General features: G+C 27.8%; 14 protein-coding genes and 2 pseudogenes. All 16 read left to right on the forward strand.

Going from position 1 to position 12513, the window contains the following annotated elements; genetic code table 11:
• The first annotated feature begins 622 nt into the window (after positions 1-622).
• Entirely contained in the window at positions 623-1465 is an 843-nt protein-coding gene (locus tag Q0Y03_RS14075) for a sirohydrochlorin cobaltochelatase (protein ID WP_297714444.1), read from the forward strand.
• A gap of 13 nt (positions 1466-1478) precedes the next feature.
• Entirely contained in the window at positions 1479-2762 is a 1284-nt protein-coding gene (locus Q0Y03_RS14080; RefSeq protein ID WP_297714445.1) for a cobyrinate a,c-diamide synthase, read from the forward strand.
• A 44-nt stretch (positions 2763-2806) separates the two neighbouring features.
• Positions 2807-3430 (forward strand): precorrin-8X methylmutase, encoded by a 624-nt coding sequence (locus Q0Y03_RS14085; RefSeq protein ID WP_297714446.1) that lies wholly within the window; start codon positions 2807-2809, stop codon positions 3428-3430.
• Between the two features lie 52 nt (positions 3431-3482).
• A pseudogene (cbiD, locus tag Q0Y03_RS14090) lies at positions 3483-4604 on the forward strand (cobalt-precorrin-5B (C(1))-methyltransferase CbiD).
• Positions 4605-4660: 56 nt separating this feature from the next.
• Positions 4661-5269 (forward strand): precorrin-6y C5,15-methyltransferase (decarboxylating) subunit CbiE, encoded by a 609-nt coding sequence (gene cbiE, locus Q0Y03_RS14095; protein WP_297714447.1) that lies wholly within the window; start codon positions 4661-4663, stop codon positions 5267-5269.
• A 9-nt stretch (positions 5270-5278) separates the two neighbouring features.
• Positions 5279-5857 carry a precorrin-6Y C5,15-methyltransferase (decarboxylating) subunit CbiT gene (gene cbiT / locus Q0Y03_RS14100; RefSeq protein ID WP_297714448.1) on the forward strand — a complete coding sequence of 193 codons (579 nt, stop codon included), beginning with the start codon at positions 5279-5281 and terminating at the stop codon, positions 5855-5857.
• 1 nt (position 5858) lies between these two features.
• Positions 5859-6527 (forward strand): cobalt-factor II C(20)-methyltransferase, encoded by a 669-nt coding sequence (locus Q0Y03_RS14105; protein WP_297714449.1) that lies wholly within the window; start codon positions 5859-5861, stop codon positions 6525-6527.
• A gap of 6 nt (positions 6528-6533) precedes the next feature.
• The gene (gene cobM / locus Q0Y03_RS14110; protein ID WP_297714450.1) at positions 6534-7280 is read left to right on the forward strand and encodes a precorrin-4 C(11)-methyltransferase; all 747 of its coding nucleotides are present in this window, start codon (positions 6534-6536) and stop codon (positions 7278-7280) included.
• 2 nt (positions 7281-7282) lie between these two features.
• Entirely contained in the window at positions 7283-8302 is a 1020-nt protein-coding gene (cbiG, locus tag Q0Y03_RS14115; RefSeq protein ID WP_297714451.1) for a cobalt-precorrin 5A hydrolase, read from the forward strand.
• A 10-nt stretch (positions 8303-8312) separates the two neighbouring features.
• Complete coding sequence (cobJ, locus tag Q0Y03_RS14120; RefSeq protein WP_297714452.1) at positions 8313-9032, forward strand: precorrin-3B C(17)-methyltransferase; 720 nt, start codon at positions 8313-8315, stop codon at positions 9030-9032.
• A gap of 56 nt (positions 9033-9088) precedes the next feature.
• Positions 9089-9859 (forward strand): cobalt-precorrin-6A reductase, encoded by a 771-nt coding sequence (locus Q0Y03_RS14125; RefSeq protein WP_297714453.1) that lies wholly within the window; start codon positions 9089-9091, stop codon positions 9857-9859.
• Between the two features lie 214 nt (positions 9860-10073).
• The gene (locus Q0Y03_RS14130) at positions 10074-10364 is read left to right on the forward strand and encodes a hypothetical protein (RefSeq protein ID WP_291679847.1); all 291 of its coding nucleotides are present in this window, start codon (positions 10074-10076) and stop codon (positions 10362-10364) included.
• A gap of 56 nt (positions 10365-10420) precedes the next feature.
• Positions 10421-10621, forward strand: a complete 201-nt coding sequence (locus Q0Y03_RS14135) for a hypothetical protein (RefSeq protein WP_297714454.1) — start codon at positions 10421-10423, stop codon at positions 10619-10621.
• 189 nt (positions 10622-10810) lie between these two features.
• Positions 10811-10993, forward strand: coding sequence for a hypothetical protein (locus Q0Y03_RS14140; RefSeq protein WP_297714455.1), 183 nt, complete (start codon positions 10811-10813; stop codon positions 10991-10993).
• 180 nt (positions 10994-11173) lie between these two features.
• Positions 11174-11668, forward strand: a complete 495-nt coding sequence (locus Q0Y03_RS14145) for a GNAT family N-acetyltransferase (RefSeq protein WP_297714456.1) — start codon at positions 11174-11176, stop codon at positions 11666-11668.
• Between the two features lie 632 nt (positions 11669-12300).
• Positions 12301-12513: pseudogene (locus Q0Y03_RS14150) on the forward strand (transposase); the annotation flags it as partial.

Raw genomic sequence — 12513 nt, forward strand, 5'->3', positions numbered from 1 at the left:
CTTCTTTACGCAAGTTCAATTCCACAAAGATTAAATTCTACGGCTCAATTTCAATGTTCCCTCCAAATTAATATTTCATTTTTTCTTTTTCTATGTGTTTGCTTATAACACCACCTTTATAGTTAATGTTTTCTGCTACAACTTTTCCTGATATGATAGTTAATTTGTATATTTATAATTTTAGATATAAAAAATATATATTTAAAAATTAACAATTTGGTATATAAAATATAGCAGAAGTCGTTAACTTTTAGGAGGATGACACGATAAATTGTATTTTTAGCTTGAAAGCCAGTGATAGAGAAAAAAAATGATTATATTATAGGAAGGAAGATTATATAATGAGCTTTAGAATTTAATTATTATTGGAATAAAATCTACGTTAAGAAGCTGAGGCGACGTTTAGGAGCTTCGAAGCTTTAGTAGATTTTATGGAAATAATAATATAAATTCTTAGTGAAATTATATTCATTCCTGGAGATTATATAATCATTTTTTCGGAATCACGGCAATTAAAGCTGTAACGAACAATTTAGATATATAGTTTTTATTTGTGTTATCTTAAGCACCCAGTGAAGGGTGCTTTTTGTTTTATAAATAATTTTATAGGAGTGTTTGTTTAATGAAAAAGGCAATATTAGTAGTTAGTTTTGGGACGAGCTATTTAGATACATTAGAGAAAACAATTGAAAAGGCAGAAAAACAAATAAGAGATAAGTTTAGTGAATATGACATCTATAGAGCTTTTACATCTCATATGATAATAAAGAAATTGAAGGAGAAGTATGAGATTTTTGTTGATACACCAGAGGAAATGTTAGAGAAGTTATATGATGCTGGTTATGAAGAGGTAATTATGCAACCATTACATATGATACCGGGAGAAGAATTTATATATATAAATAAAATAGCAGAATTATTTAAGGAAAAGTTTGAAGTGTTAAAGGTAGGAAGACCAATTTTTTATTATCAAGGAATTGAGGAATTACCACAAGACTATTCATTATTTATTGAAGCAACAAAAGAGCTATATGAAGAAAATAATGCTGTAGTATTAATGGGACATGGAACTGCTCATCATGCAAATTCAGTATATGGATGCTTACAAGCTGTGTTTGAAGATGAAGGCTATGAAAATGTATTTGTTACAACGGTAGAAGGATATCCTAATTTTGAAAATGTAATAAGCAGATTAAAAAGAAAGAATATTAGTGAAGTTACTATTGCACCATTAATGGTAGTAGCAGGTGATCATGCTAGAAATGATATGGCTTCAGATGATGAAGAGTCTTTAAAATCAATGTTAGAAGTAGAAGGTATTAAAGTAAATGTACATTTGAAAGGCCTTGGAGAAAATGAAAAGTTTAATGAATTATATATAAATAGAATTGATGATCTTATTAATAATAGATATGTTGGAGTTGGACAAACTAAAAAAGGTCATAGGATCAAGGTGAAAAATTAAGGAGATGAGTAATATGAAGACATTGATAGTTTCATCTAATTGTAGTGGAGGAGGAAAGACTACATTTACTCTTGGATTAATGAAGGCATTAAAAAATAGAAGTTATGATGTACAAGGGTATAAAGTAGGACCTGATTATATTGATACTGGATTTCATACTGAAATAACAGGCAAGGTATCAAGAAATTTAGATTTGCACTTAATGGGAGAAGAAGGAGTTAAGGCTAGCTTTTCTAGAGGGAATGGTGATTTAGCTGTAGTTGAAGGTGTTATGGGACTATATGATGGTAAAGGACTTGATGAATCATGTTCAACATATAATGTTTCTAAGGTTTTAGATAATGCACCTATATTATTAGTTATAACACCTAAAGCACAAAGTGTAACTTTATGTGCAGAAATTAATGGAATTAAGAGTTTTAAAAATGCAAATATAGTTGGTGTTGTTTTAAACTGTATAAGTGAGGGATTTTATAATCTATTGAAGTCTGCAATAGAAAAACATTGTGGATTAAATGTATTTAGATACATACCTAAAGATGATGAGCTAAAGCTTGAAAGTAGACATTTAGGATTAGTTCAAAGTGTAGAAGTTGGGAACTTAAATAAAAAGATAGATTATTTATCAGAAATCATTGAAAAGTATATAGATTTAGATAAAATTATTGAAAGTTTTAAAGAAGTAAGTAGTTTTGAAGATAATTATCATTTAAGTAAGAGTAATAAAAAAATAGCCGTTGCATTTGATGAAGCATTTAGGTTTTATTATAAAGAAAATTTAGAACTACTAGAGGAAGCTGGAGAAGTTATTTATTTTAGCCCACTTAGAGATATAAGTTTACCAGAAGATATTGATTTTCTATATTTAGGAGGGGGTTACCCAGAAGTATTTAAAGAAACATTAAGTAATAATACAGAAATGCTTAATAGTATAAAAAAAGCACTTGATAATGGATTAAGGTGTTATGCGGAATGTGGAGGGTTAATGTATTTAACAGGAAATATAGATAATGTTAATATGGTGGGCTTCTTAAATGGCAATAGTGAAATGACTAAAAGTTTAAATAGATTTGGGTATGCAACATTATTATTTAAAAATATAGAAATTAATTGTCATGAGTTCCATAAGTCCAAGGTAAACTTAAATGAAGAGACAATGTATGATGTTACTAAAACTTCATATACCGGTGATAAAATTAATTGGAGATGTGGATATAAGAAGAATAATACATTGGCAGGATATCCACATGTACATTTCTTTGGAAACTTGGAATTCATTAAAGAGTTATTAAAGTAGATGAAAATTAGATAAATTATTAAAGTAATAAGGAGAAAATAATTATGGACTATATTAAAAATCCAATGGAAATAGAAAATACTAGTATGAAAATTATAGAAAGTGAAATGGGAGAGCATAATTTTACTAAGGAAGAGCTTTTAGTAATAAAAAGAACAATTCATACTACAGCAGATTTTGAATATAAAGATTTAGTAGAAATAAGTAAAGGTGCTATAGAAGTATCAAAAGAGATTTTTAAAGAGCCATTTACAATTTATACAGATACTAATATGGCTTTATCAGGAATAAATAAAATGGCTTTATCTAAATTAAATGGAAGAGCTATTTGTTATGTAAATTTAGAAGAAGTGCATAAAGAAGCAAAAGAAAAAGGAATAACACGTTCTATGGCAGCAGTAGAAAAAGCATGCAATGATAATGTAGATATTTTTGTATTTGGAAATGCACCAACTGCTTTATTTAAATTAAAAGAGTTGATAAAAAGTGGAAAAGCAAATCCAAAGTTAATTATAGCAGTGCCAGTAGGTTTTGTTGGAGCAGCTGAAAGTAAAGAAAATTTAGATGAACTTAATATACCATATATAAGAGTTAAGGGAAGAAAAGGTGGAAGTACTGTTGCAGCAGCTATAGTAAATGCACTTATGTATAACGTTGTTGAAAGATAGTAAAGCTTTGAGAAATTAATGGAAGGTGTATAAGATGACAGGAGGTAAAAGCATGTTAGATCTTTATGTTATGAGTGGTGGTAAGAAGCTAAGATGTGGATATACTACAGGATCTTGTGCAACTGCAGCTGCAAAAGCAGCAACAATCATGCTTTTTAATGATATTATTTTAGAAAATGTAGAAATAATGACACCTAAATGAATAGAAATATCAATACCTATAAATTCCATAGAAAAAGGTAAGGATTATTGTATAGTTTCTGTAATTAAAGATGGTGGAGATGATCCTGATATGACTAATGGAATGGAGATATATGCAAGGGTTGAAAAGCAAGATAGTGGATTTACTTTAACTGGAGGAGACGGAATTGGAGTTATTACAAAAGATGGATTAGCAATAAAAAAAGGTCTTCATGCAATTAATCCAACACCACGAAAAACAATAGAAGAAGCAGTAAAAGAAAATCTTCCATATGTTAAAGGAGAAGAATGGAATTTTACTAATGGAAATGGAATAAAAATAACTATAAGTGCGCCTCAAGGTATAGAAATAGCAAAGAAAACATTTAATCCAAGGCTTGGAATCGTTGGTGGAATTTCCATTCTTGGAACCACTGGTATAGTTAAGCCAATGTCAGAAGAAGCATTAAAAGAATCCATAAGAATAGAAATAAATCAAAAGGGAAAAGGCAAGGATAAGTTAGTACTGACTTTTGGAAATATAGGAGAAAAATGTGCTAGGGATAAAGGATTTAATGAAGATGAAATAGTTATTATTTCAAATTTTGTTGGGTTTGCATTAGAATGTTGTGATGAATTGAATATAAAAGAAGTTATTCTTGTTGGACACATAGGAAAGTTAAGTAAGGTTGCCTATGGATGTTTTAATACTCATAGTAGAGTAAATGATGTAAGACTCGAAGTTATAGCTTTAGAGCTGGCACTTTTAGGCTATGATACAGAGCTTCTAAAAAATATTTTAGAGCAAAAAACTAGTGAAGGTGCAGTTAAATTTTTAGGCAATGGATATGAAGAGCTTTATAATAATATAGGAAATAAAATTATTGAAAGAATGAAAATTTATACTTATGGAAAAATGAAATGTGATGCAATAATGTATTATGGTTTTTCTGATTATAGTATTTTGTATAATTCATTAGATGTAAATAAGTAAGGAATAATTTAGACTAAATAAAAGTAAATTTAATTAAAAAATAAGAGGAGTAAATTATGCTTTATATTGTTGGGCTAGGTCCTGGGAATAAAGACTATATATTGCCAAAGGCAATAGAGATATTAAAAAAGAGCGATGTTATTATTGGTTTTAAAAGATTAATTAATGATTTAAATTTTATAGATACTAATAAAATAGTAATAAACTCTTTAAGAGAAACGTTAGATTATATACAACAGAATGGACAAGAAAATATTATTTCATTAGTTGCATCAGGAGATCCGACCTTTTTTGCCATAAGTGAATATATAAAAAACAATTACCCGGGAAATATTGTCGTAATACCTGGAATAAGCTCATTTCAATATTTAACAGCTAAGCTTAATAAAAGTTGGAGTTATGCATTCACAGGTAGTGTACATGCTAGAAATGAAGATTTTATAGAAAAGATTAAAGAACATAAATTATCTATATGGCTTACAGACAACAAAAATAATTCAGCTTTTTTATGTAAGCTATTAAATGAAAATAATATTAAATGTACAGTAATAATTGGTGAACATTTATCATATGAAAATGAAAGAATATTACAAGGTAAACCAATAGAGTTTATTAATGAAGAAGTTAGTGATATGGCAATATTAATTGTAGAGAAAGAAGGTTAGGATAGGTTTATGATTTTAATTAAGGATAGTGAATTCATAAGAGGAAATTGTCCAATGACTAAGGAAGACATTAGAGCTTTAAGTATATGGAAAATGAATTTGAAGGAAGGCTCTATAGTACTTGATATTGGGGCTGGAACAGGAACAATAACAGTACAAGCATCTAAGATTTCAAGAAAGGGAATTGTATATTCTATTGAAAGAGATAATGAAGCAATAATTACAACTAAGAAAAATTTGGAAAAGTTTAAGTGTAATAATGTTGTACTAGATGAAGGTGAAGCCTTAGATATATTAAAAAAATATAAAGATGAAAATAAAAGATTTGATTCAATATTTATTGGTGGTTCAGGTGGAAACTTAGAGGAAATAATTTCGCTTTCTAATGAGCTTTTACAAAATGAAGGTACTATAGTCATGAACTTTATAACCTTAGATAATGCATATAAGGCAATTGAAACAGTTAAGAAGTTAAATTATGTAGTAGATATTTCACAAGTAAATATAAGTAAAAATAGAGGACAAAGTTATATGATGATAGCTAATAATCCAATATATATAGTGCAATGCGTAAGGAGTGTAAAATAATATGAAATCAACATTATATGGAATAGGTGTAGGACCAGGAGATAAAGAATTACTAACAGTAAAGGCAGTAAGAGCAATAGAAAATAGTGATGTTGTAATTGCACCTAGTGCATTAGAAGGTGGAGAGAGTATTGCATTAGAAACAGCTAAAGAATATATAAAAGATAGAACAGAAGTAGTTATAAAACATTTTCCTATGGGAAAGAAAAATAGAGTTGAAAAAGCTAAGGAAGCATATGAGTTTATAGAAGAAAAATTAAAGGAAGGTAAAAATGTATCTTTCCTTACAATTGGGGATCCGTATGTTTATAGTACTTATATCCATATGTTAAAGCATATGGAGGAAAGAGGATTTCATGTAGAAACAGTACCAGGAATTACGTCTTTCTGTGCAGCTGCAAGTTTAGTAGATAGAACTTTAGTTGTTGGTGATAATCCTTTAATGATATTACCAGCAACAAGAGTTAAAGATATAAAAGATGAAAAGTATGTTGTAATAATGAAAGTTTATAAGCATGAAGAAACTGTAGTAGATTTCCTAGAGGAAAAAGGCTTCGATTATGTTTATGTAAGTAGAGCTGGAAGAGACGGACAACTTATATTAACAGATAAAGATGAAATTAAAAAATCAAGAGATTATATGTCATTAATATTAGCAAGTAGGGAGTAGAGAATTATGGTTTATTTTATAGGAGCAGGACCTGGAGATGTTGATTTAATAACTGTTAAAGGAAGAAACATACTAGAAAAGGCAGATGTAGTTATATATGCTGGTTCTTTAGTTGCTAAGGAGCATATGGATTATTGTAAAGAAGGTGTATTAATATATAATTCAGCTAAAATGACTTTGGAAGAGGTCATTGAAGTTATGAATGAAAATAAAGATAAGATTATAGTAAGACTTCATACAGGTGATCCATCAATATATGGAGCAATAAAAGAGCAAATGGATGAGCTAGATAAACTAGATATTGAGTATGAAGTAGTACCAGGAGTAAGTTCTTTTGTTGCAGCAGCTTCTGCAATAAAAAAGGAGTTTACACTTCCATCAGTAACTCAAACAGTAATCTTAACAAGAGTTGAAGGAAGAACTCCAGTACCAGAAACTGAGGATTTAGAAAAACTTGCACAAGTAGGAGCATCAATGGCTATATTTTTATCAATTTCTATGATTGATAAAGTAGTAGCAAAGCTTAGAGCTGGTTATGGAAGAAATGTTCCAATAGCAGTAGTAGAAAGAGCAACTTGGGATAATGAAAGAAGTATTATTGGAACACTAGATGATATTGCAGATAAAGTTAAAGAAGCTGGTATTACAAAGTGTGCTCAAATATTAGTTGGGGACTTTATAGATTGTGATTATGATAAGAGTCTTTTATATGATAAAACTTTTACTCATATGTATAGAGAGGCTAAGAAATAATTATGATTTGCATTATAAGTGTTACTGAAAAAGGTGATGTTTTAGCACGAAGGATAGAAAAAGAGCTTGGTGGAGATTTATATTTAAAATCTCAAATTAAAGATTTTAAGTTAAACAATATAATGAGTATATGCTTTGAAAAGTATGATTCTATAATATTTATAAGTTCAACAGGAATTGCAGTTAGGGCAATAGGTAAATATTTAATAAGCAAGGCTACAGACCCAGCAGTTGTAGTAGTGGATGTTTGTAATAAATTTTCTATAAGTTTAGTTTCAGGGCACTTAGGTGGTGCAAATAAATTAACTTTAAAGGTTTCTGAAGTACTAGGCAATACTCCAGTAATAACTACAGCAACAGATAATATGGATATTCTAGCTCCAGATGTAATTGCAATGAATAATGACCTTATTATAGATGATTTAAATATAGCTAAAATTATTGCAGGAAGGCTAGTTAATGGAGAAAGTGTTTATTTCAATGACGATAAAAAAATAATTAAATGTCCTAAGGGATACATAGAGACAGAGGAGATACAGGGAAATACTCTGTGGGTTACACATAAGGCTTCAAGAAAATTAAAAGATGAAGAAAATAATGTAGTAAATTATTTAGATGAGTACCAGGATAGAACTATACTTAAATTAATTAGAAAAGATATTATTTTAGGTATTGGATGTAGAAGATATACTGATAGTATGAAGTTGTTTAACTTTATAAGTGAAACTTTAAGAGAAAAAAATATTGATATAAGAGCTATAGATAGAATTGCTTCTATTAATATAAAAAGTGATGAGAAAGCAATTTTAGATTTAGCGGTAAATTTAAATTGTGATCTTACATTTTTTTCAGCGGCAGAAATATCAACAGTTGAGCATAAGTACGAAGGCAGTGAATTTGTAAAAAAATCAACAGGAGTTTCAGCTGTAAGCGAACCAGTTATTGAGTTAGCTGGGGGAGATATAATCTTTAAGAAAATAAAAAAAGATGGAATGACATTAGCTATTGGGGAGCTAAATTAAGGAGAGTAAAATGGGAAAATTATATGTTATAGGAATAGGATCAGGTGGATTAGAGCATATGACACTAAGGGCAAAAGAAGCAATAGATGAATGTAATATTGTTGTTGGATATAATAAGTATATTGATATGATAAAGCCACTTGTAGAAGATAAAGAACTTTTTTCAACTGGAATGAGGGGAGAAGAGGCAAGATGTAGAAAAGCCTTAGAATTATCTAAGGAAAATAATACTGTTGCTTTAATAAGCACTGGTGATTCAGGAATTTATGGAATGGCAGGTCTTATTCTTCAAATGCAAGAAGATGAAAGTGTTGAAATTATACCAGGGGTTACAGCATCAAGTGCAGCTGGTTCAGTAATTGGAGCACCATTAATGCACGATAACTGTAATATAAGTTTAAGTGATTTAATGACTCCTTATGATTTAATAAAGAAAAGAGTAAGAAATGCAGCAGATGCAGATATGATAATTTCTTTATATAATCCAAGAAGTAAAGGAAGACCACATTATTTAAGAGAGGCAATTGAAATAATTAAGGAATATAGAGAGCTAAATACTCCAGTTGCTGTAGTAAGACATGCATTAAGGGATGGACAAGAGTATAAATTATTTACCTTAGAAAATTTTGATGAAGAAGTAGTTGATATGTTTTCTATAGTTATTGTAGGTAATTCTCAAAGTTTTATTAAAAGTGGAAAGTTTATTACACCTAGAGGATATGACGTGTAGCAATAATAATGGTAAGTTAAATTAACTTGCCATTATTAATTATGGAGGTAAAATTAATGATTGGTTTTGTTCTTGGAACTGGTGAAGGAAGAGAAATTTTAGCTGGTATAAATGAATATACTGATGAAATTGTTGTGTCTACAGCGACTCAGTATGGATATGAAATTTATAAGGATTTTAAAGCAAAATATTTTAATTATAAACCTCTTAATGAGGAGCAGTTTGAAGAGTTAATTAAAGATTTTGGAATTAAAGTTTTTGTAGATGCATCTCATCCTTATGCTAGTGAAGTAAGTAAAACAGTAATTAATGTTTGTGAGAAAATGAATATTGACTATATAAGATATGAAAGAAAAAGTTACTTTACAGAGTTAAAAGACAATGAAAATATAATTTTTATAGATAAATATGAAGATTTAGAAAAGGTATTAGATAGTATAGAGGGAGATATATTAAATACTACAGGTAGTAATAATGCTTTAAAGATAGATTCTTTAAATATAGAAAATAGAGTTATACATAGAATATTACCATCACCTAATGTAATAAGTAAGCTTTTAGATAATGGAATTTCAATAGATAATATTATAGCAATTAAGGGGCCATTTGGAATTGATATTAATAATGGAATAATTAAGGAATATAAGATAAAAGCATTGATTACAAAAGATAGTGGTGAAAAGGGTGGTATGAAGGAAAAAGTTGATAGTGCATTATTAAATAATGTAAAGTTAATTGTTGTTAAAAGACCAAATTTAAATTATGGCAAAGAGTTCAATGATATTAAGGAAATGTTGGAGTTTATTATTTCTAATTATAATTTATAAGGTTACAAAATAAATATAATCTTAATATATTATGAAGATAAAATTAAATATTAAATTACTAAAAATACTGTGTTATTTAGATAAATATACAGTGTTTTTTTGTTATAACTCAAAAATTATGTGAGTATTTTGAGATTTTTTCAGACTACAAATTGAACAGCATTTAATTTGTAAAATATGTTATAATTGTATAAATATAAGTTTTAGGAATGGAGTGATTTTTATAAAACAATTATCTATTATATTGTGTAGTATAACTTTAATAGTTATACTTATAGGCTGTAATAATATAACAAATAATTCTAAATATTTAGACCCAGAAGGAAAGAGCTATAAATATAAATTGGAGTTAAGTGGAATAATGCCTAACTCTAAAAAAGAAACAACATTAATAATATTAGCAAATGATAATACATTAACTTTTGATGATGTATCTAAGAGTCTTTATAGTAGCAATAGTAAGGATAGTGAGAGTGTAGATTTTTATTTGCTTTCAACAGAGTAATATAAAATTTTAATATATTAGTAGGGATAAATTCCAATTTTAAAGGGGACTTGAGAGTGAAAAGTTATAGTGTATTATCTAAAGTTATATTAATATTTTGTATTTGTGGAATTATCGCAACAGTAATTAATATATTTACAGGTTTCATAAATACTACAATTACAGTAGGGGGAAGTGCTATTTGTATTATGGGATTTATCATTGCAGGAAATGCGATGATAACTTTAGAAGAAAAGAAAAAAAGCAAAAATAAATGAATAAGTAAATTCCTATTTATCAGTTAGATTTGAGGAAGAATCTTTGCAAGTTATTCAGTAGATTAAATAAACAACCTTAAACTAATGTTAAGAAAAGTCTAGAAGTACAAAGGGGTATTTTCAGTCTTTTATTGAATAAAGTTGAATTTTTATGTGGGAATTAATTAGAGAAAGTAGGTGAAATGAATAATGAATAAACAAGTATGTTTATACATAACATCTTTTATAAGTATTGTTGCAATCTTCTTTATCTTATATTATAGCAATATTAATTCATGGCTTTTATTGATAGCTTCCATATTTTTAGCAGTATTAGTATATAGTATAAAAGAAATTTCTAATGAAAAAAAGATACTAATAAATAGAATGTAAATAGAAATAAGGTTATAAGGGATTAAGACTCTTACTTATATTAATATATGTAGGAGTTTTTTTATTTATATAAAGTAATTAAGTTTAATTAAACTATTGTAAAATAACAACTTGATATATTTATTTAAAATAGAATAATATGGTATAATAACAAAAATATAAAAATTGGGGGAAGAGCAAATGAATATTCGTAGATGTGAAATTAATGATGCTGATAATATGTTAAAAATGTTATTAGAATTGGATAAAGAAACAGAGTATATGTTATTTGAAGCAGATGAAAGACCTAATGATATTAATAGAGTAAAAGCTATGATTAATCAGTCAATCAATGGAGACAATTTACTTTTAATTGCAACTGAAGATGATAATATTATAGGGTTTTTATCTGCACAGAGAGGAATTCTAAGGAAAATTAAGCATACAGCATATATTGTTGTAGGAATTAGAGAGAAGTTTAGAGGGAAAGGGATTGGTAAAAAGTTATTTTGCGATTTAGATTTATGGGCAAAAGAAAATAATATTTCAAGATTAGAGTTAACAGTAATGTGTCCAAATAGTATGGCAAAACAATTATATGAGAAAAGTGGTTTTGAGGTTGAAGGTACTAAGCGAAATGCTATATTTATGAATGGTAAATATATAGATGAGTATTATATGTCTAAAATATACTAATAATTATATAGCATAGGAAAGATAGGAAGTATGATTAGGGTTAATAGTTTAATACCAAAATTTAAATGGATATTTATTGATATTTTTTTGTGTGAATAATTGTTTAAAATTGGGGTTTTCAAAAAGGTAATATTGTTGAAGGCATTGAGAGGGGGATTGTTGATAGCAATACATTTAAATGTTTATCAAATCCATCATTGCTCTTTGAGATGTATAGGAAAGAGGAAATAGATAAATTAATGTTGGATTATAATGTTGAACATCTTCATTTTGTTGCAACTGATTTATTAACTTTTAAGTAAAGTAAAAAAGTATTGGATTAAGTGGATGCCTATGGGAGTTACCATTGCTGGTTTTTTATTTTACTTTGTTTTATATCTTAATCTTTTTTGGACAAACTCTCCAAGTGTAATTGCTGAAAGTCAACTATTGGCATTAGTTCTTATAATACCAGTAAGTTTTTCGTTCATTGGTTGTTTGTTAGGTTGCATTATTTATAAGTTATGCAATAGATTTTAATATATTATGAGCGATAAATAGGAGTTTCTCGTTGAGATTATAATAATATTTTAATATAATAGTAGTAAGAACTTAAATAAATATAAATTGATTTAAGAATAAAGGAAATAATAATGAGTAAAACATTAAAAGAATTAAATTTAGAAGATGATTTCCTATTTGCGAAAGTAATGAGTGATAAAGAAATCTGTAAAGAGTTTTTAGAGAAACTTTTAGAGATTGAAATTGAAAAGATAGAAATGCCTGAAAATCAAAAGACTATAGATTTACTTTTAGAAAGTAAAGGTATTAGATTAGATATATATGTTAAAGATGAAAATAATACA

The organism is Clostridium sp. (genome assembly GCF_026168755.1).
Classification (GTDB): Bacteria; Bacillota; Clostridia; order Clostridiales; family Clostridiaceae; genus Clostridium.